This is a genomic window from Cellulomonas sp. PhB150, assembly GCF_003755175.1.
Classification (GTDB): Bacteria; Actinomycetota; Actinomycetes; order Actinomycetales; family Cellulomonadaceae; genus Cellulomonas.
On the sequence record NZ_RKHX01000001.1, the window covers coordinates 1492669 to 1509831 of the forward strand.

16 protein-coding genes, 3 tRNA genes and 1 pseudogene are annotated in these 17163 nt (G+C 71.7%); 15 read left to right on the top strand and 5 right to left on the bottom strand.

The window, feature by feature from the left end:
• The first annotated feature begins 73 nt into the window (after positions 1-73).
• From EDF34_RS06840 to EDF34_RS06860, 5 genes and pseudogenes are all read left to right on the top strand, one after another.
• Entirely contained in the window at positions 74-496 is a 423-nt protein-coding gene (locus EDF34_RS06840; protein ID WP_123370486.1) for an SHOCT domain-containing protein, read from the top strand.
• A 207-nt stretch (positions 497-703) separates the two neighbouring features.
• A pseudogene (locus tag EDF34_RS06845) lies at positions 704-2344 on the top strand (ABC transporter substrate-binding protein).
• Between the two features lie 37 nt (positions 2345-2381).
• Entirely contained in the window at positions 2382-3488 is a 1107-nt protein-coding gene (locus EDF34_RS06850; RefSeq protein WP_123370487.1) for an ABC transporter permease, read from the top strand.
• A 1-nt stretch (position 3489) separates the two neighbouring features.
• Positions 3490-4575, top strand: a complete 1086-nt coding sequence (locus tag EDF34_RS06855) for an ABC transporter permease (RefSeq protein ID WP_123370488.1) — start codon at positions 3490-3492, stop codon at positions 4573-4575.
• Positions 4572-6266: an ABC transporter ATP-binding protein gene (locus EDF34_RS06860; protein WP_123370489.1), complete on the top strand. Its 1695-nt coding sequence runs from the start codon at positions 4572-4574 to the stop codon at positions 6264-6266. Before EDF34_RS06855 ends, EDF34_RS06860 begins: the two co-directional genes overlap by 4 nt.
• Positions 6267-6271: 5 nt before the next feature.
• Here the strand turns inward: EDF34_RS06860 and EDF34_RS06865 are convergent, their stop codons facing one another.
• A complete protein-coding gene (locus EDF34_RS06865; protein WP_123370490.1) occupies positions 6272-6901 on the bottom strand; it encodes a TetR/AcrR family transcriptional regulator in 630 nt (209 codons plus the stop codon).
• Positions 6902-7036: 135 nt separating this feature from the next.
• Between EDF34_RS06865 and EDF34_RS06870 the strand changes: the two genes are divergently transcribed.
• Complete coding sequence (locus tag EDF34_RS06870) at positions 7037-8536, top strand: MFS transporter (RefSeq protein WP_123370491.1); 1500 nt, start codon at positions 7037-7039, stop codon at positions 8534-8536.
• Between the two features lie 80 nt (positions 8537-8616).
• Here the strand turns inward: EDF34_RS06870 and EDF34_RS06875 are convergent, their stop codons facing one another.
• Genes EDF34_RS06875 through EDF34_RS06885 form a run of 3 tightly spaced genes read right to left on the bottom strand, consistent with a single transcriptional unit; the run spans position 8617 to position 10864 of the window.
• A complete protein-coding gene (locus tag EDF34_RS06875) occupies positions 8617-9531 on the bottom strand; it encodes an LLM class flavin-dependent oxidoreductase (protein WP_123370492.1) in 915 nt (304 codons plus the stop codon).
• 53 nt (positions 9532-9584) lie between these two features.
• Positions 9585-10520, bottom strand: coding sequence for a cation diffusion facilitator family transporter (locus EDF34_RS06880; protein WP_123370738.1), 936 nt, complete (start codon positions 10518-10520; stop codon positions 9585-9587).
• Positions 10520-10864 carry a metallopeptidase family protein gene (locus tag EDF34_RS06885; protein ID WP_123370739.1) on the bottom strand — a complete coding sequence of 115 codons (345 nt, stop codon included), beginning with the start codon at positions 10862-10864 and terminating at the stop codon, positions 10520-10522. The genes EDF34_RS06880 and EDF34_RS06885 overlap by 1 nt, the downstream gene beginning before the upstream one ends.
• Before the next feature lie 133 nt (positions 10865-10997).
• On the opposite strand from EDF34_RS06885, the gene EDF34_RS06890 reads away from it, so the two are divergent.
• From EDF34_RS06890 to EDF34_RS06925, 8 genes are all read left to right on the top strand, one after another.
• Positions 10998-11070: transfer RNA gene (locus EDF34_RS06890), tRNA-Glu, on the top strand.
• 47 nt (positions 11071-11117) lie between these two features.
• Positions 11118-11191: transfer RNA gene (locus EDF34_RS06895), tRNA-Asp, on the top strand.
• Between the two features lie 54 nt (positions 11192-11245).
• A tRNA-Phe gene (locus EDF34_RS06900) sits at positions 11246-11321 on the top strand.
• A gap of 140 nt (positions 11322-11461) precedes the next feature.
• A complete protein-coding gene (locus EDF34_RS06905) occupies positions 11462-13738 on the top strand; it encodes a SpoIIE family protein phosphatase (protein WP_123370493.1) in 2277 nt (758 codons plus the stop codon).
• Positions 13739-13817: 79 nt separating this feature from the next.
• Positions 13818-14996 (top strand): cation:proton antiporter, encoded by a 1179-nt coding sequence (locus EDF34_RS06910; RefSeq protein WP_123370494.1) that lies wholly within the window; start codon positions 13818-13820, stop codon positions 14994-14996.
• A gap of 32 nt (positions 14997-15028) precedes the next feature.
• Positions 15029-15460: a phage holin family protein gene (locus EDF34_RS06915; protein WP_123370495.1), complete on the top strand. Its 432-nt coding sequence runs from the start codon at positions 15029-15031 to the stop codon at positions 15458-15460.
• Positions 15461-15553: 93 nt separating this feature from the next.
• Entirely contained in the window at positions 15554-15940 is a 387-nt protein-coding gene (locus tag EDF34_RS06920; protein WP_123370496.1) for a phage holin family protein, read from the top strand.
• Position 15941: 1 nt separating this feature from the next.
• On the top strand, positions 15942-16253 hold the full coding sequence (locus tag EDF34_RS06925) for a DUF3618 domain-containing protein (protein WP_123370497.1): 312 nt from the start codon (positions 15942-15944) through the stop codon (positions 16251-16253).
• Positions 16254-16258: 5 nt separating this feature from the next.
• On the opposite strand, the gene EDF34_RS06930 is transcribed toward EDF34_RS06925, so the two are convergent.
• Positions 16259-16465: a BldC family transcriptional regulator gene (locus EDF34_RS06930; protein ID WP_123370498.1), complete on the bottom strand. Its 207-nt coding sequence runs from the start codon at positions 16463-16465 to the stop codon at positions 16259-16261.
• A 445-nt stretch (positions 16466-16910) separates the two neighbouring features.
• Here EDF34_RS06930 and EDF34_RS06935 point away from each other — a divergent pair, with 445 nt between their 5' ends.
• A complete protein-coding gene (locus EDF34_RS06935) occupies positions 16911-17117 on the top strand; it encodes a DUF3073 domain-containing protein (RefSeq protein WP_118768448.1) in 207 nt (68 codons plus the stop codon).
• Positions 17118-17163 lie beyond the last annotated feature (46 nt).

Consider the following 17163-nt stretch of genomic DNA (forward strand, 5'->3'; position numbering starts at 1 on the left):
GAGGGATCGCCGGTCGGCGGGCCCGGAGGTACGCTCCCAGACACCGACAGACGCGAACCAGGTTGGGAGTCACGTGGCTGAGAAGCGCAAGACGATGAGCGACCGGATCCGCGCGTTCGACATCGGGTCGAGCACGGCGGACGCCCTGGGCAAGGGCATCGACAAGCTCCCGGTGAGCCCCCAGACGCAGGCGACCCTGAAGTCGAAGGCGGCACCCGTGGTGGCCGGAGCGGCCGCCGGAGCGGTGACGTTCGCGAGCGCCGCGGTCGACGCAGGGACCCGCGCGTACGACGCGACGAAGGTCGGCGCGCGGGCTGCCAAGCCCGACGAGCCGCGCCTGATCGACGTCCCCGACGTCCCCGAGGACGAGGCGGACGTCGTCGACCTCGACGGGTCCGTGCCGGACAAGCTCGACCGCCTCGTCCGGCTGCACGAGTCCGGCGTCCTCGACGACGAGGAGTTCGCCGCCGCCAAGCGCCAGACGCTCGGCCTGTAGCAGCACCGCGACCTGCGGCGACGGCCCACCGGCCCGTCGCCCCTCAGGCGCGCGTGTGAACGCTCACCCGTGCCCGAGACCAACCTGAGACCGCGGCGTTACTCCCCGGTAGCAAGTGCGTGACCTGTGACACATCTGTGTGCTAGACAACCGTCCACCTGGAATCAAGCCGGCCACCACGGGCGGCTCTGACGGAAGAGGAACCGGATGTCTTCGCTTGCTGGAAACCCGCGTCGCCTCGTCGCGACGACCGCAGGACTGGCCGTGGGTGCCCTCGTGCTCACGGCATGCTCGAGCAACAACGACGACGACGGCGCCTCGGGCGACGGCGCCGGCGGCACCCTGACCATCGGCACCACCGACAAGGTCACCTCGCTCGACCCCGCCGGGTCGTACGACAACGGGTCGTTCGCCGTGATGAACCAGGTCTACCCGTTCCTGCTGAACACCCCCTACGGCAGCCCGGACGTCGAGCCGGACATCGCCGAGTCGGCGGAGTTCACGGGCCCGACGGAGTACACCGTCAAGCTCAAGGCCGGCCTGAAGTGGGCCAACGGCCACGACCTGACGTCGTCGGACGTCAAGTTCACGTTCGACCGTCAGCTCAAGATCGCCGACGAGAACGGCCCGTCCTCGCTGCTGTACAACCTCGACAGCACCGAGGCCGTGGACCCGACGACGGTCGTGTTCCACCTGAAGTCGAAGGACGACCAGATCTTCCCGCAGATCCTGTCGAGCCCCGTGGGCCCGATCGTCGACGAGGAGGTCTTCTCCCCCGACGCCCTCACGCCGGACGCCGACATCGTCTAGGGCAACGCCTTCGCCGGCCAGTACGAGATCACCGACTACGACCTCAACAACCTCGTCGCGTACAAGGCCTACGCCGGGTACAAGGGCATCCTGGGCGCGCCCAAGACCGCCGAGGTCAACGTCAAGTACTACGCCGAGTCGTCGAACCTCAAGCTCGACGTGCAGCAGGGCAACATCGACGTCGCGTTCCGCAGCCTGGCCGCGACGGACATCGACAGCCTGCGCAAGGACGACAAGGTCCAGGTCGTCGACGGTCCCGGCGGCGAGATCCGCTACATCACGTTCAACTTCGACACCCAGCCGTACGGTGCGAAGGCGGACGGCGCGGACCCGGCCAAGGCTCTCGCCGTGCGCCAGGCCGTCGCCGACCTCATCGACCGCCAGGCGATCGCCGACCAGGTCTACAAGGGCACCTACACGCCGCTGTACTCGTTCGTGCCCGACGGCCTGACCGGTGCGACCGAGTCGCTCAAGGGCCTGTACGGCGACGGCAAGGGCGCTCCGGACGCAGCCAAGGCGCGCCAGACGCTCGAGGCCGCCGGCGTGACGCTGCCGGTGGAGCTCAAGCTGCAGTACTCGAGCGAGCACTACGGCCCGTCGTCGACCGACGAGTACACGATGATCAAGGACCAGCTCCAGACGGACGGCCTGTTCGCGGTCGACCTGAAGTCCACCGAGTGGGGCCAGTACTCCGACGACCGCGTCGCCGACGTCTACCCGGCCTACCAGCTCGGCTGGTTCCCGGACTACTCGGACGCCGACAACTACCTGACGCCGTTCTTCCTCACGAAGAACTTCCTGTCCAACCACTACGAGAACCAGCAGGTCAACGACCTGATCCTGCAGCAGGCCACGACGGCCGACGCCGACGCCCGGACCAAGCTCATCGAGCAGATCCAGGACCTCGAGGCCAAGGACCTGTCCACGGTCCCGTACCTGCAGGGCGCCCAGGTCGCCGTGGTCGGCAAGGACGTGAAGGGCACCGAGGACACCCTCGACGCCTCCTTCAAGTTCCGCTACGCGGCACTGTCGAAGTAAGACCGACGAGCCCCGCCCGCACCACGTCAGGATCTTCATGACCTCGACCACCACGAGCGAGCCGACCGACGTCGATCCGGCCACGCTCCCCGGCACCACCAAGACCGGACCCCGCAAGTCCGGCGGAGGCCTCGGCCGCTACCTCCTGGTCCGCTTCCTGCTGATCTTCCCGACGATCCTCATCCTGGTAACGACCGTGTTCGTCATGATGCGGGCGACGGGCGACCCGATCACCGCGGCCCTCGGCGGCCGCCTCCCTCCGGACCAGCTGGCCGAGCGCATCCACAGTGCGGGCTACGACCGGCCGATCTTCGTCCAGTACCTCGACTACCTCGGCAGCATCCTGCGCGGCGACTTCGGCACGACGATCTCCGACCACCGCCCGGTCACCGAGGTGCTCCTCACGTACGGCACGGCGACCCTCGAGCTCGCCGCGTACGCGCTGGTCGTCGCGTTCGTCGTCGGCATCCCGCTCGGGCGCATCGCCGCCGCGCGGCGCGACCGCGGGATCGACGCGACGCTGCGGATCTCCGCGGTCGTCGTCTACGCGACGCCCGTCTTCTTCGCCGGCATCCTGCTCAAGCTCGTGTTCTCCGTGTGGCTCGACTGGCTGCCCGTGGCGGGCCGCGCGACCACCGGCACCGAGATCGAGCTGCAGCGCCATGGCGCGGGGACCGGGATCTACCTGATCGATGCGATCAGCACGGGCGACCCCGCCGCGGTGCAGGACGTGCTGGAGCACGCCATCCTGCCCGCGATCGCGCTCGGCATGCTCACGGCCGGGGTGTTCCTGCGCCTGGTGCGCACCAACGTCATCGGCACGCTGTCGACCGGCTACGTCGAGGCCGCCCGCTCCCGCGGCGTCCACGAGCGCCGGCTGCTGCGCAAGCACGCGTGGCGCCCCGCGCTCGTCCCGATCATCACCGTCATCGGCCTCCAGATCGCCATGCTGCTGGCCGGTGCCGTCCTCACCGAGACCACGTTCGAGTGGAAGGGGCTCGGCTTCCAGCTGGTCCAGTACCTGCTGGCGCGCGACTTCGTCGCCGTGCAGGGCCTGGTCGCGCTGCTCGCCGTCATCGTCGCCGTGACGAACTTCCTCGTCGATGTCATCGCGGCCCTCGTCGACCCCCGGATCAGGTACTGACATGACCACCGTCATCCCCGAGCGCGCGCCGCTCTACAAGCGCCTGCCCGTCGTCCACCAGCTGCGCGCGAGCGTCGGCCTCCAGCGCACGATGCTCGTCACCGGGCTCGTGCTCAGTGCGCTCTTCCTGCTCACGGCGATCTTCGCACCGCTGCTCGCGCCCTACGGCTGGGCCCAGATCCGCGCCGACGGCGTGCTGTTCGGCGCCCAGCAGAGCCCCTCCGCCGACCACTGGCTCGGGACCACGGTCGGCGGGTTCGACGTGCTCAGCCGCGTCATCTGGGGCTCGCGCACCGCGCTGCTCACGATCGTCATCGGCGTCCTGCTCTCGATCTTCCTCGGCGTCGCCATCGGGCTGGTCTCCGGCTACTTCGGTGGCTGGCTCGACCGCGTGCTCGTCGTCGTCGCCGACGCGATCTACGCCTTCCCCTCCCTGCTGCTCGCGATCCTCGCGGCCATCGTCATCAGCGGCGGCCAGTCCTCGATGTGGGGCGGCATCCTCGCCACGGCCATCTCGATCACGGTCGTGTTCATCCCGCAGTACTTCCGGGTGATCCGTGCGGAGGCGGTGCGGATCAAGGCCGAGGCGTTCGTCGAGTCGGCCCGCGTGGTCGGATCGAGCCACACCCGGATCATGACGCGGCACGTGCTGCGCAACTCGACGCGCACCCTGCCGCTGATCGTGACGCTCAACGCGGGCGAGGCCGTGCTGACGCTCGCCGGGCTCGGGTTCCTCGGCTTCGGCATCGAGCCGACCGAGGCCGGCGACTGGGGCTACGACCTGAACAAGGCGCTCGCCGACGTGACGAGCGGCATCTGGTGGACCGCGATCCCCCCGGGCGTCGCGATCATCCTGGCCGTCCTCGGCGTGAGCCTGGTCGGCGAGTCGCTCAACGACCTGGCCGACCCCCGGCTGCGCACCCGTCGTCGGGCCGCGGCCACGGCGGGCGTCGTCGGGACGACGACCGTGGTGCCGGGCGGCGTGCTCAGCGCCGGGCCCGAGGGCGTGGGCGGCATGGACGACCTCGAGGGCCCACCCGACTTCCCCCTGTCCGGCCCCACGGCCGAGGACGGAGAGCGCGCATGACCCGCGTCGTCGACATCCAGGACCTGACCGTCACGTTCGACACGGACGCCGGGCCGGTGCGCGCCGTGCGCGGCGTGAGCCTGCACGTCGAGCCCGGCGAGGTGCTCGCCGTCGTCGGCGAGTCCGGCTCGGGCAAGACCGTCACCGCGCGCTCGATCCTCGGGCTGCTCCCCTCGACCGCGGAGACCTCCGGCGCGGTGCTGCTCAGCCGGCCCGACGGCTCCTCGCCGCACGACGTCACGACCCTGTCCGGGGCGGGGCTGCGTGCCGTGCGCGGTCGCGACGCCGCGATGGTCTTCCAGGAGCCGTCCAGCGTGCTCAACCCGGTCTTCCCGGTGGGCTGGCAGATCGCCGAGGGCCTGCGCGCCCACGGCGGGCTGTCGCGCGCGGAGGCCCGGGAGCGGGCGATCGACGTGCTGCGACGGGTCGGCATCCCGGACCCCGAGCACCGCGTCGACCACTACCCGCACCAGTTCTCGGGCGGGCAGAAGCAGCGCATCGTCATCGCCCAGGCGCTCGTCCTCAACCCGAGCCTGATCATCGCCGACGAGCCGACGACCGCGCTGGACGTCACCGTGCAGGCCGAGATCCTCGAGCTGCTGCGCCGCCTGCCGTCCGAGTTCGGCACGGCCATCGTGCTGATCACGCACAACATGGGCGTCGTCGCGGACCTCGCGGACCGGGTCGCCGTCATGTATGACGGCGAGATCGTCGAGCAGGCGTCGGTCGCGGACCTGTTCGCGTCGCCCCAGCACGCCTACACCCGAGCGCTGCTCGACGCGGTCCCCCGCGTCGGCGGCTTGCGGCTGCGGGACCGGGCCGAGAGCGCCGAGGCGAGCCTCGCTCGCAAGGTCGTCGACCGCGACGGCCCGGCGATCGTCGAGGCACGCGGCCTGCGGATCACCTACCCGGGTCGCCTGCGCACGCCGGGCTTCACGGCGGTCGACGGCGTCGACCTGCGGATCGGCCCCGGCGAGGTCGTCGGCCTCGTCGGCGAGTCCGGCAGCGGCAAGACGACCATCGGCCGGGCGATCGGTGGCCTGACGCCCGTCAGCGACGGGTCGCTCGAGGTCCTCGGGATCGAGATGAACGGGGTGCGCGAGCGCCGGTTCCGGCCGGTGCGCAAGCGGATCGGGTTCGTCTTCCAGGACCCGGCGACGAGCTTCAACCCGCTGCTCACGATCGCGCAGTGCATCGCCGAGCCGCTCGTCGTGCACGGCGTGGCGTCCTCGCCGCACGCGGCCCGCCGGCGGGTCGACGAGCTGCTCGAGGCCGTCCAGCTGCCGCGTGCGTTCGGCGACCGGTTCCCGCACGAGCTCTCGGGCGGGCAGCGCCAGCGGGCGTCGCTCGCACGCGCCCTCGCGCTCGACCCGGAGCTGCTCATCGCCGACGAGCCGACCTCCGCGCTCGACGTGTCGGTGCAGGCTCGCGTGCTGGACCTGTTCGCACGTCTGCAGTCGGAGCTCGGGTTCGCGTGCCTGTTCATCAGCCACGACCTGGCCGTCGTCGACATGCTCGCGGACCGGATCGTCGTGCTGCACCGCGGCGTGGTGGTGGAGCAGGGCGCGGGCGACGACGTCCTCGGCGCACCCCAGCACCCGTACACGCAGCGGCTGCTCGCGTCGCTGCCCGTGCCGGACCCGGTCGAGCAGGCCACGCGACGCACGGCGTGGGAGGCGACGCGCGCGTGAGGCGGTCAGGCCTGGGGTGACTCCCCGGTCGCGAGCGGCAGGATGATCGTGTCGATCATCCGCTCGATGAACTCGGGACCGACCTTCCGGCCCGCGACGACCTTCTGGTAGGCGATCATCGCCGGGGCGACGGTCGCGATCATGTCCAGGTCGCGGCCGGGGGCGATCTCGCCGCGTTCGAGCGCGCGCTCGAGCAGGCCGCGCATCAGCGCCGTCCGGGCGGTGACGAACTGCTCGTGGAACACGGCTGCGACCTGCGGGTCGGCCTGGGCGGCCTGGTGCAGGCCGTGCATGAGCTCGTCGTTGCGGGCGCCCTGCGGCCGGCCGCGCGTGGCCATCAGGTCACCGCGCAGCGAGCCGGTGTCGGGGACGTCGTCGACGGTGAGGACCATCGCGCGGCCGCAGATCACGGCGTCGACGGTGAGCTCGACCTTCGACGGCCAGCGGCGGTACACGGTGGCCTTGCCGGTGCCGGCGCGCTCGGCGACGGCGCCCATCGTCATGCCCTCGTAGCCGCGCTCGGCGATGAGCTCGCGCGCCGCCTCGAGGATCACGTCGTCCTTGGAGTCGTCGCGTCGACGACCGGGTCGACGCGCGGGGACGGCTTCGACGACGTCCTCGTCGTGCACCTGCATGGGGGCCTCCGCTCTCTCGCGCGGCCCACCTTACCGTGAATCGACACGGACAAGTTCCGGAACTTGGGGGTTCCGGAACTCCGAAGTTCTGTATTAGAGTCGCCCCACCGACCACGACGTCCCCGGAGCACCCCCATGTCCTCGACACCCCCCACGCCCGACCACACCGGCCGCCGCCGCTGGTTCGTCCTCGCGACGGTCGCCCTGGCGCAGCTGATGGTCGTGCTCGACGCGACCATCGTGAACATCGCCCTGCCGTCCGCGCAGGCGGACCTCGGCTTCTCCGACAACGACCGCCAGTGGGTCGTGACCGCGTACGCCCTCGCCTTCGGCAGCCTGCTGCTGCTCGGCGGTCGCCTCGCCGACATGTTCGGGCGTCGCCGCATGTTCCTCATCGGCCTCGTCGGCTTCGCGACGGCGTCCGCCCTCGGCGGTGCCGCGCAGACGTTCGAGCTCCTCGTGGGCGCCCGCGCCCTGCAGGGCGCCTTCGGCGCGGTGCTCGCCCCGGCCGCCCTGTCCGTTCTGACCACCACGTTCACGATCCCCAAGGAGCGCGCCCGCGCGTTCGGCGTCTTCGGCGCGATCGCCGGCATGGGTGGCGCCATCGGCCTGCTGCTCGGCGGTTTCCTCACCGAGAACTTCGACTGGCGCTGGAACCTGTACGTCAACGTCCTCATCGCGGTCATCGCGTTCGTCGCCGGCTCGATCCTGCTGACGAGCAGCCGCCACGCCAGCCACGGCCACCTCGCCATCCCGGACGTGCTGCTCGGCTCGGCCGGCCTGTTCGCGCTGGTGTTCGGCTTCTCGCAGGCCGAGCCGAAGGGGTGGGACTCCCCGTACGTGTGGGGCTCGCTCGTCGCGAGCGTCGTGCTGCTCGTCGCGTTCGTCGCCCGCCAGCGCGTCGCGGAGTTCCCGGTGCTGCCGCTCAACGTCATCCTCGACCGCGACCGCGGCGCCTCGTTCCTGTCGATCCTCGTCGCGGGGTCGGGCATGTTCGGTGCGTTCCTCTTCGTCACCTACTACCTGCAGGCGACGCTCGGCTACACCCCGATGCAGACCGGGGTCGCGTTCCTGCCGATGATCGTCTCGATCATCATCACCGCGCAGATCATGAGCAACATCCTGCTGCCGCGGTTCGGCCCCAAGGTGCTCGTGCCGATCGGCATGACGCTCGGCGCGCTCGGCATGCTGTGGTTCACCACGCTCGAGGTCGACAGCACCTACTGGCAGGTCCTGCCCGGCCTGGTCATCCTGGGCGTCGGGATGGCCTCGATCATGCCCGCGTCGTTCCAGCTCGCGACGCTCGGCATCGCGCCGCAGCAGGCCGGTGCCGCCTCGGCGATGGTCTCGACGAGCCAGCAGGTGGGTGGCGCCATCGGCACCGCGCTGCTGAACACCCTGGCCGCGACCGCCACGACCGCGTACATCGCGGACCAGGCCGCCAAGACGCCCGACGTGCTGGCCCAGGCGGCCCTCGAGGGCTACTCGACCGCCTACACGTGGTCGGCCGGGATCTTCGCGATCGGCATCGTCATGGCGGCCACGATGTTCCGCACCCGCGCCGACCGGGCCGCACGCCTGGCGGCCACGCCCGCGGGTCCGGGTCCGGCCCCCGAGGTCGCGCTCGCCCACTGACGCACCGCCCAGCCCCACGTCGCAGCCCCACGTCGCAGCGCGCGGCGTGGGGCTGCGCCGTCCCTGCCCGGGTGGCGGCTCTAGCGGGTCGCCGGCTCGAGCGCCTGCAGCCCCGGCAGGGCCGCGGCCAGCTCCTCGAGCGCGCGCTGCGGGCCGGCGTAGATGCCCTCGTCGCGCGGCCAGTGCACGACCACGTCCGTGAAGCCGAGCGCCGCCGCCCGCTCGATCCCCTCGATGGCCACCTGCGCGGACTCGAGGGAGAAGATCGGCGCGCCGTCGAGGTTGAGGTAGCGGCGCAGCGGGGTGGTGCGGCCCGCGGCGGACTCGGCGGCGTCCATCTGCGCCGACGCGGTCGCCAGCTCCGCCCACCAGTGCTCGTGCGCGGCGTCCCGGTCGTCGCTGACCTCGTCGGGCACGAAGGACGAGCCGTACGTCACCCACCCGTCGCCGCGGCGGGCCGCGAGCGCCATGGTCCTCGGGCCGGCCGCGGCCAGCAGGAGCGGCGGACGCGTGGCCGGCACCGGGATCATGCGGGCGTCGTGCGCCTCGTAGAACTCCCCGGCGTGGTCGGTCCGGGGCTGGGTCAGCAGGCGGTCCAGGACGTCGACGAACTCCTCGAACCGGCGCGTGCGCTCGCCGCGGGTCGGCGCGGGGCCGAGCACACCGGCGTCGAACCCCTCACCCCCGGCGCCGAGGCCCAGCAGCAGCCGCCCGCCGGAGACGTCGTCAAGCCCGAGCACGTCCTTGCCGAACGGCACGGGGTGGCGGAAGTTCGGGGACGCCACGAACGTGCCGAGCCGGATGCGCTCCGTGACGGCAGCCGCAGCGGCCAGCAGCGGCACGGTGGCGAACCACGGCTCGTCCACCAGCGTCCGCCAGGACAGGTGGTCGTAGGTCCACGCGTGGTCGAAGCCCCACTCCTCGGCCCGCTGCCACTTCTCCCGGGCCACGGCCCACCGATCCTGCGGCAGCAGCACGACCCCGACAGCAACCATGGGTCCGACCCTACCCACCGCACAGCCCCCACCCCGCGAGCGCTACCCCGGGGTCAGGCGTGGGTGTGGGGCTCTGTGCCTGTCGACGGGGGTTCGAGCTGGAAGGTGCAGTGGTCGACGTCGAAGTGGCCCGCCAGGCAGCCACGCAGGTCGTCCAGCACGCGTCCCGCCTCGCCGCGCTCGAGCACGGCGTCGGGCACCTCGACGTGCGCGGAGAGGACCGGCACCCCGGACGTGATGGTCCAGGCGTGCAGGTCGTGCACGCCCACGACGCCCGGCACCCCGCAGATGTGCGCGCGCACCGCGGCCAGGTCCACGCCCGTGGGGGTCGCCTCGAGCAGGACGGTCGCCACCTGCCGGAGCAGGCCGACGGCCCGCGGCAGGATCATCAGGCCGATCAGCACGGACGCGACACCGTCGGCCCGCTCGAAGCCGGTGGCGAGGACGACGAGGGCCGCGACGACGACGGCCGCCGAGCCGAGCAGGTCGCCGAGGACCTCCAGGTACGCGCCACGCACGTTGAGCGAGTCGCGCTGACCAGGCACCAGGAGCACGAGCCCGATCCCGTTCGCCACCAGGCCGACGCACGCGACGACGAGCATGAGCCCGCCCTCGACCTCCTGCGGGTCGACGATCCGCCGCACGCCGCCGGCCAGGACCAGCACGCCGACGACGAGGATCAGCAGCCCGTTGACCAGCGCGGCGAGCATCTCGGCCCGCTGCCACCCGAACGTCCGCTCGGCGGTCGCGGGCCGTGCCGCGAGCGCGGTCGCGCCCAGCGCGAGGGCCACCCCCGCCGCGTCGGTGAGCATGTGGCCGGCGTCGGCGACGAGCGCGAACGAGCCGGACGCGATGCCGCCGATCACCTCGACGACCATCACGGTGAGCGTCAGCCCGAGGACGGCCGCGAGCCGGCCGCGGTGCGCGTGCGCGGCGGTAGTGCCGTGGGTGTGGCCGTGGGAGTGGCCGTGGGAGTGCGAGTGACCCATCAGCCCCACCCCAGCTCGTGCAGCTTGTCGTCGTCGATGCCGAAGTGGTGGGCGATCTCGTGCACCACGGTGATCGCCACCTCCTCGATCACGTCGTCGCGGGTGTCGCAGATGGCGAGCGTCGGCAGGCGGTAGACGAAGATCCGGTCCGGCAACGAGCCCGCGGCCCAGAACGAGGTGCGCTCGGTGAGCGGCGTGCCCTCGTACAGGCCGAGCAGGTCGGGCTCGTCGGGCGGCGCGTGGTCCTCGACGAGCACGACGACGTTGTCCATGACGCGCGCGAGCTCCTCGGGGATCCCGTCGAGCGCGTCACGGACGGCATCCTCGAACTCCTCGCGCGCCATCTCGAACACCCCACCATCCTGCCTGCTCAGCGGCCCACCACCGACCCCGGGCCGACTCGCTTTGGAGATCGGGCCGATGACCACGTATGCTCATCACCGGTTCCCGGCGCCTCGCCGCCGGGGGCGGGACTTAGCCCTCATCGTCTAGCGGCCTAGGACCCCGCCCTTTCACGGCGGTAGCACGGGTTCGAATCCCGTTGGGGGTACGAGCAGGAACAGCAGTACAGCAAGAAGGTCTCGCAGCAGTACACGAGGCCCCGTAGCGCAGTTGGTTAGCGCGCCGCCCTGTCACGGCGGAGGTCGCGGGTTCAAGTCCCGTCGGGGTCGCTCGAAGCGCCGGTCCTCGGACCGGCGTTCTCGTTCGAGGGCTGGTTCCCTCACGGCTCTGTAGCTCAGTTGGTAGAGCGTTCGACTGAAAATCGAAAGGTCACCGGATCGACGCCGGTCGGAGCCACCACGCAAGCCCCGCACGCCTCAGGCGCAGCGGGGCTTCGTCGTTCCGGGTGCCCGAACCGTCCAGGCTGTGCAGCACCCCGCCGACGGGTTAGGTTCTGCGGTGCGGTCGAGCATGGGCCGTCCAGCACGTGAAGGGTGGCGATGACGCAGAGCGACGAGGGCCTCCTGGCCCCGGGCGAGCCCGTGGACCTGGACAACTGCGCCCGTGAACCCATCCACATCCCCGGCAGCATCCAGCGCTGGGGCGTCCTGCTGGCCGTGACCGAGCCGGACCTCGTCGTCCGGCACGCGTCGGCGAACGTCGACGCGCTGCTGGGCCGCGACGTCGAGGACACCGTGGGCGCCACCCTCGACGACGTGCTCGGCAAGGTCGCCTCCGACCAGCTGCGCCACCACCTGCGCACCTGGGGCGACCTGCGCGCGCGCAACCCCGTGGTCGTCACGGCACAGACGCCGGCCGGTCCCGTCGAGATGGACGCCGTCCTGCACCGGATCACCAGCGGGCCCGCGACCCTGCTCGTCGTCGAGCTCGAGGCGGCCCTGGGACCGCGACCGTTCTCGTTCCCCAACACCTACCAGGCCGTGCGCGGCGCGATCGAGCAGCTCAACCACGCCCTGACCCTCGACGAGCTGTACGACGTCACCGCGCGCGAGGTCCGCGCGCTCACCGGGTTCGACCGCGTGATGATCTACCGGTTCGACGCCGAGTACAACGGCGAGGTCGTCGCCGAGGCCAAGCGGGACGACCTCAACTCGTTCTTCGGGCTGCACTACCCGTCCACCGACATCCCGCCCCAGGCGCGCGCGCTGTACGAGAAGAACTGGGTCCGGCTCATCGCGGACGTCTCCTACGTCCCCGTACCTCTGGTCCCCGGGCTCGACGAGCACACCGGGCTCCCGCTGGACCTCACGCACTCGGTGCTGCGCAGCGTCTCGCCCATCCACTGCGAGTACCTCGGCAACATGGGCGTCGCCGCGTCGATGTCCATCTCCCTGCTGCGCGGCGGCCGGCTGTGGGGCCTGATCGCGTGCCACCACTACTCCGGACCGCACAACCCGCCGTACGGCGTGCGGGCGGCGGCCGAGTTCCTCGGCTCGAGCCTGTCGCTGCGGCTCGTCGCACGCGCCGACGAGCGCGCGCTCGAGGAGCAGCTCGCTGCCGCGGCGGCTCTCGGGCACCTGCTCGCCGCGTCGCGCGACGGCGACCACGCACTGGCCGACGCGCTCGTCGGGCGACCGGGCACCGGCGCGGCCTCGGCGCTCGACCTGGTCCCGGCCCAGTCGGTCGTCGTACGCGCCGAGGGTCGCGTCGCGACCGCGGGCGAGACGGTCGACGACGTCGAGGCGCTCCTGGCGTGGGTCGAGGCATCGCCCGACGACGTGGCCGTGCGCACCTCCCTGCGCGAGCAGGAGCCCGCACTCGCCGACGCGCTCCCCTCCGTCGCGGGGGTGCTCGCCGTCCGGCTCCCCGACGACCAGTGCGTCGTCTGGCTCCGGCACGAGGCGGTCCGCAACGTCGACTGGGGCGGCGACCCGCACAACAAGGCGATCGCCCGGCGCGAGGGCGACACGGTCCGTCTGAGCCCGCGCAAGTCGTTCGAGCGCTGGAGCGAGGTGGTCAGCGGGACCAGCGAGCCCTGGACCGAGCAGCAGGTCCGGTCCGCGGGCGAGCTGCGCAGCCGTCTCCTGGAGACGCTGCTGGTGCGCAACCAGTGGCAGCTGCGCACCGCGCAGAACGTCCAGCGCAGCCTGCTCCCCCAGCACCTGCCCGAGATCGACGGCTGGTCCGTGCGTGCACGCTACGAGCCCGCCGCGGGTGGGCAGGTCGGCGGCGACTGGTACGACGCGCTGGAGCTGCCGGGCGGCCGGTTCGCCGTGGTCGTCGGTGACGTCGCCGGTCACGGGCTCGGCGCGGCGGCCGCGATGGGGCAGCTGCGCAACACGCTGCGCGGGTTCCTGCTCCGGGGTGACGACCCGGGGCAGGCGCTGCGCTGGGTCGACCACGTCGCCCGGCTGACGATGCCGATGGACATGGCGACCGTGGTGGTCGCGGTCGTCGACGCCGCCACCGGCGAGGTGGACGTCTCCGTGGCCGGCCACCCGCGCCCGCTGCTGCTCGACGCCGTGGGCGGTGCCGCGCTCAGCGACGTCGCCGTGGACCGCCCGCTCGGCGCCGGCTCCGGCACCCCACCCGTCACCCGGCTCACGCTCGAGCCCGGCGGCGGGCTCGTCCTGTACAGCGACGGCCTCGTCGACTCCCGCCAGACGGACCTGCGGGCTGGTCTACGTCGGATCGTCACGCTGTTCGAGCGGGACGACGCGACGACGCCGGTCGACATCGACGAGGTGATGGACGCGTGCCGCGACGACGCCTCCGTCGACGACCTGACGCTCCTGGTCCTCTGCCGCGACACCTGATACCGGCGCGCCGGTGGTCGCACGTCGCGCGCGCCCGGAAGGATGACCCGGTCGCGGTCCCCGCCAGGGCAGGAGTGCCATGGAGTTCGAGAAGCTGTTCCCGGTCGTCCTGGTGGCGGCGCTGACACTGCTCGTCGTGACCGTGATGCCGCGGCGCTACCGACTTCCGCAGGTCGTCGTCCTGCTCGCCGGCGGGGTCGTCATCGGGCCCGACGCGCTCGCCCTGTCGTCGGCCCAGGACGTGAGCCTGCTCTCGGACCTCGGGATGGGCTTCCTGTTCCTGCTGGCGGGCTACGAGCTCGACCCCGGCATCGCCAGGCAGCCCGCCGGTCGGCTCGGGATGCGCGCGTGGGTGACCTCGCTCGTCCTGGCTGCCGCTCTGCTGTGGGTGCTCAACGTCGACCACGACGTCCCCGCGTCCACCGCGATCGCCATCGCCCTCTCGACGACCGCGCTCGGCGTGCTGATCCCCATCCTGAAGGAGGAAGGACTGGCCACCAAGCCGATCGGCGGCTACGTCGTGGCCGGCGGTGCGATCGGCGAGCTCGGTCCGATCGTCGCGATGGCGGTGCTCCTCGGGACGCGCGGGACGGTGGGCGCCCTGGTCGCTCTTCTGCTGTTCGCCGCCGCCGTCGTCGCCCTCGCGCTGGTGCCGCGCCGCTTCGCGATGGACCGCACGCGACAGTTCCTGGCGACGATGAGCGACGGCAACACGCAGGGGCCGATGCGCTTCACGCTCGTCCTGCTCGTGGCCCTGCTGGCGAATGCGACCTTCATGGGCTTCGACGCGGTGCTCGGGGCCTTCCTCGCGGGCATGGTGCTGCGAGCCTGGTCGCCGGTCGACAACGAGGCCTTCGAGGCCAAGCTCGACACGGTGGGCTGGGGTGTCTTCATCCCGATCTTCTTCGTCTCCTCGGGGATGGGCCTCGAGATCGACGCCATCGCCGAACGGCTCTGGCTCCCGTTCGCCTTCGCCGGCCTGCTCCTCGTCGTGCGCGGCGGCCCGGCCCTCTTCTGGTACCGGCGGGTCCTGGGCCGACGGGACCGGCTCCGCGTGGGCCTGTACTCGGCGACCACCCTGCCCCTGCTCGTCGCCCTCACCCAGCTCGCCACCGAGGACGGCAGTCTCGACGACGCGACGGCGGCGTGCCTCGTCGGTGCCGGAGCCCTGACCGTGCTCGTCTTCCCGCTGCTGTCCCGAGCCGTCGGGAGCCGGGGTGGGACCGAGGACACCCAGGTCCCGGCCGAGGCTCACTAGGCTGGGACCACCCGACGACGAGGAGACGTACCGTGACCGGCACCCCGGGTCCCGACCAGCCCCGCAGCTTCTTCGACCGCCTCACCGAGCCCCTGGCCGACCGCGCGCGGGAGAGGCTCAACCAGGCCGAGGACAAGGTTCGCGCGTCCATCCAGGCGGAGATCGACGCCGTCCAGGCGAGCGTCCGCGCGCGTGCGGTGCAGATCCGCCCGTCCGCGATCGCCTTCGGCGCGGCCGTGCTGCTGACCTTCTTCGGGCTCGCGCTGCTGGTGACCGCGTCCGTGCTCGGCCTCGTCGAGGGCGGGCTCGACGCGTGGCTGGCGGCCCTGCTCGTCGGCGTCGCGCTCATCCTCATCGCGGGCGGCTTCGCCGCGTGGGGCAAGGCCCGGCTGCCCAATCCCGCGCCCAAGGTCGCACCCGCCCCGCACCCCGCCGGTGACCAGGTTCACCCCTGGGACAACTGAGCTCGCAGCCCGCGGGCGTGCGCCGCGGCGCGCATCCGGCCACACTGAGGACCGGACGTCCGCGTTGACGTGTGCTGACGAGAGGGCTGCGAGATGGCGAAGCATGACCGGAGCATCGGTGAGCTGATCGGCGAGCTCAGTGACCAGCTGAGCAAGCTGGTCCGTGCCGAGATCGACCTGGCGAAGGCCGAGATCCAGGGACGCCTGCAGAAGATCAGCATCGGGACCGTCCTGGTCCTGGCCGCCGCGATCCTGGCGTTCTACCTGCTCGCCGTCGTGATCGCGACCGCGATCATGGCGCTCGCCGTGCCGTTCGAGCCGTGGCTGGCCGGGCTGATCGTCGCGGTGTTCCTGCTGCTGGTGATCGCGCTGCTCGCGTGGCTGGGGATCCGCCACCTCAAGCGCGGCGTCCCGCCCACGCCCGCGACCGCCATCGAGAGCGTCCAGAAGGACCTGACCGCCGTCAAGGAGGCGATCTGACGTGAGCGAGCCGTTCAGCACCCCCCGCATGGTCGAGCTCGAGGCGGAGATCGCGGTGACGCGCGTCCAGCTGGCATCGACCGTCGACGCGCTCGCGCAGCGGCTGTCTCCCGGCGCGCTCGCGTCCGAGGCGAGCAAGCAGGCCCGGCTCGGCGTCGAGCAGGCGAGGGCGACCGTGGAGCAGCTGGTCCACGACGCGACGAGCGCGGAGGCCGACCCGGAGGCCAGCACCCGCGCTCGAGTGATCCTTGCGGGCGCGGCAGGAGCTGTCGCGCTCGTGGTGGCCGTGACGCTGCTGCGGCGCCGCGGCTGACCGAGTCAGACCTGACGGTCCCTCTGGTTGGGGACTCCCAGGAGCTCGAGGACCTCCGACTCGCGGTACCGGCGGTGACCGCCGAGCGTGCGGATCGAGGACAGCTTTCCTGCCTTGGCCCAGCGCGTGACCGTCTTGGGGTCCACGCGGAAGAGCGTGGCGACCTCGGACGGCGTGAGCAGGACCTCGGACTGAGCGGGCTGCGTGGTCATGTGCTGCCTCCTGGCAAGCGTGCGGCCGGTGGACTGGATGACCTCCGGCCAGGACTGAAGCATGAGCCGACCCGTGGTGGCGCCGGTCCCTCTAGCACGAACAAGCGGGACAAACGATGCATTTCGCAGCACGGAACGGTTACGAAATGGTACACATCACCCACCCGGAGTAACGAACCTGCTGGTCACGCCGGACCATCTCACCCTAACTCGGACATATCACCCGCGCACGGGCACGGCGCGCCGGGACTTCGCGTGGCCCGCGCCGCGACGATCGGCCCGGGACGCCGGGATCGCTCGGACGTGACATGTGTCGCGGCCCGGCAAGTGGCCGGAATAGCCATCGGCCATGTACCGTTGCGGCACGAAGAGACGATTCAGCACCCCGGGGCCGCACGTGTCAGCACGGAGCCGCCCCGCTTCCACGTAAGAGGGGGTCGATGCCATGGGGCGCGGCCGTCAGAAGGCTAAGCAGACGAAGGTTGCCCGGGAGCTGAAGTACTTCAGCCCCGACACCAACTACCGAGCTCTCGAGCAGGAGCTCACGTCGCATGGCCACAATGACCTAGGCGAACGGCGCGGTGGTGCCGCAGTGGACACCGCTGACGACGATGACGACGACTACAAGCGCTGGAACGACGACGACCGTTGACGTCGCTCTCCGCGTCACCGACTCGACGATCCTGAAGGCCCTGCGC

Coding starts and splice junctions, on each gene's coding strand:
- EDF34_RS06910 (WP_123370494.1), top strand. CDS start 13,818: ATGGAGTTCGAGAAGCTGTTCCCGGTCGTCCTGGTGGCGGCGCTGACA.
- EDF34_RS06860 (WP_123370489.1), top strand. CDS start 4,572: ATGACCCGCGTCGTCGACATCCAGGACCTGACCGTCACGTTCGACACG.
- EDF34_RS06880 (WP_123370738.1), bottom strand. CDS start 10,520: ATGGGTCACTCGCACTCCCACGGCCACTCCCACGGCCACACCCACGGC.
- EDF34_RS06870 (WP_123370491.1), top strand. CDS start 7,037: ATGTCCTCGACACCCCCCACGCCCGACCACACCGGCCGCCGCCGCTGG.
- EDF34_RS06885 (WP_123370739.1), bottom strand. CDS start 10,864: ATGGCGCGCGAGGAGTTCGAGGATGCCGTCCGTGACGCGCTCGACGGG.
- EDF34_RS06865 (WP_123370490.1), bottom strand. CDS start 6,901: ATGCAGGTGCACGACGAGGACGTCGTCGAAGCCGTCCCCGCGCGTCGA.
- EDF34_RS06855 (WP_123370488.1), top strand. CDS start 3,490: ATGACCACCGTCATCCCCGAGCGCGCGCCGCTCTACAAGCGCCTGCCC.
- EDF34_RS06930 (WP_123370498.1), bottom strand. CDS start 16,465: ATGACCACGCAGCCCGCTCAGTCCGAGGTCCTGCTCACGCCGTCCGAG.
- EDF34_RS06935 (WP_118768448.1), top strand. CDS start 16,911: ATGGGGCGCGGCCGTCAGAAGGCTAAGCAGACGAAGGTTGCCCGGGAG.
- EDF34_RS06850 (WP_123370487.1), top strand. CDS start 2,382: ATGACCTCGACCACCACGAGCGAGCCGACCGACGTCGATCCGGCCACG.
- EDF34_RS06875 (WP_123370492.1), bottom strand. CDS start 9,531: ATGGTTGCTGTCGGGGTCGTGCTGCTGCCGCAGGATCGGTGGGCCGTG.
- EDF34_RS06920 (WP_123370496.1), top strand. CDS start 15,554: ATGGCGAAGCATGACCGGAGCATCGGTGAGCTGATCGGCGAGCTCAGT.
- EDF34_RS06905 (WP_123370493.1), top strand. CDS start 11,462: ATGACGCAGAGCGACGAGGGCCTCCTGGCCCCGGGCGAGCCCGTGGAC.